Raw genomic sequence first — 585 nt, forward strand, 5'->3', positions numbered from 1 at the left:
GTGGCGCTTGTGTGTATTGGGGAAACATTAGAGGAGCGTGATAATAATAAAGTGTTGGATGTTCTTTCTCAGCAGCTTGAAGGGTCTTTACCAGATGATGCAACAGCAGACAATACTATTATTGCTTATGAACCTGTTTGGGCGATAGGTACTGGCAATACGGCAACTTCAGAAGATATTGCAAAAGTGCATCATTTTATTCGTGATGAGATGCACTCTCGTTTTGGTGATCAAGGCAATAAGATACGTTTGCTTTATGGTGGATCCGTGAAGACATCCAATGCTTTTGAGCTTTTAAGCATTCCTCATGTTAATGGGGCTTTGATCGGCGGAGCTAGCTTAAAAGCCATTGATTTTTTAACGATTTGCGATGTTTGTCGTAAATTATAACAGAGAAATTTGAGTTCTCTCTTGGATTGTGTGCTATTTATGTGTAAAGAGCTTATGAAAGAGTTATTGGAAGAGCAGGGTTTATGCAAACAGTACTTATTGTTATTCATTTATTGATTGTGATTACTTTGGTTGGGGTGATCTTAATCCAACCTTCAGAAGGTGGTGGGCTCGGTGTGAGTAATAGCTCAGGGC

Annotated in this window: 2 protein-coding genes; both read left to right on the forward strand. The window is 39.7% G+C overall.

What is annotated here, in order from left to right; all coding sequences use genetic code 11:
- Nucleotides 1-390, forward strand: a 390-nt coding sequence (locus ACFINC_RS11555) for a triose-phosphate isomerase (RefSeq protein ID WP_375617291.1), incomplete at its 5' end; no start/stop codon positions are given.
- Nucleotides 391-473: 83 nt separating this feature from the next.
- On the forward strand, nt 474-585 hold a 112-nt coding region (gene secG / locus ACFINC_RS11560; protein WP_375617292.1), incomplete at its 3' end, for a preprotein translocase subunit SecG.

It is taken from the genome of Bartonella sp. AP58NXGY (assembly GCF_042195785.1).
In the GTDB taxonomy this organism is placed as follows: domain Bacteria; phylum Pseudomonadota; class Alphaproteobacteria; order Rhizobiales; family Rhizobiaceae; genus Bartonella.